Consider the following 273-nt stretch of genomic DNA (forward strand, 5'->3'; position numbering starts at 1 on the left):
AAAGGGTCGTTGGAGACTACGACGTTGATAGGTCAGGTGTGTAAGGGTTGTGAGGCCTTGAGCTAACTGATACTAATTGCCCGTGAGGCTTAACCATACAACACCCAAATGGTTTTAATGACTGATTATCACGTAATGTGAAGATAGAAGTAGAGATATAAGAAAAGCTTTCCAAATTTGTAACGATTTTGCTTAGCGACAATAGCATTGTAGAACCACCTGACCCCATGCCGAACTCAGAAGTGAAATGCAATAGCGCCGATGGTAGTGTGG

The 273-nt window shown here is 42.9% G+C and carries 2 rRNA genes; both read left to right on the top strand.

The features are described 5' to 3' along the window. Positions 1-97, top strand: a 23S ribosomal RNA gene (locus ACOB80_RS20880); the annotation flags it as partial. A gap of 94 nt (positions 98-191) precedes the next feature. Then, positions 192-273 (top strand): 5S ribosomal RNA (gene rrf / locus ACOB80_RS20885); the annotation flags it as partial.

The organism is Thalassotalea coralli (genome assembly GCF_055786205.1).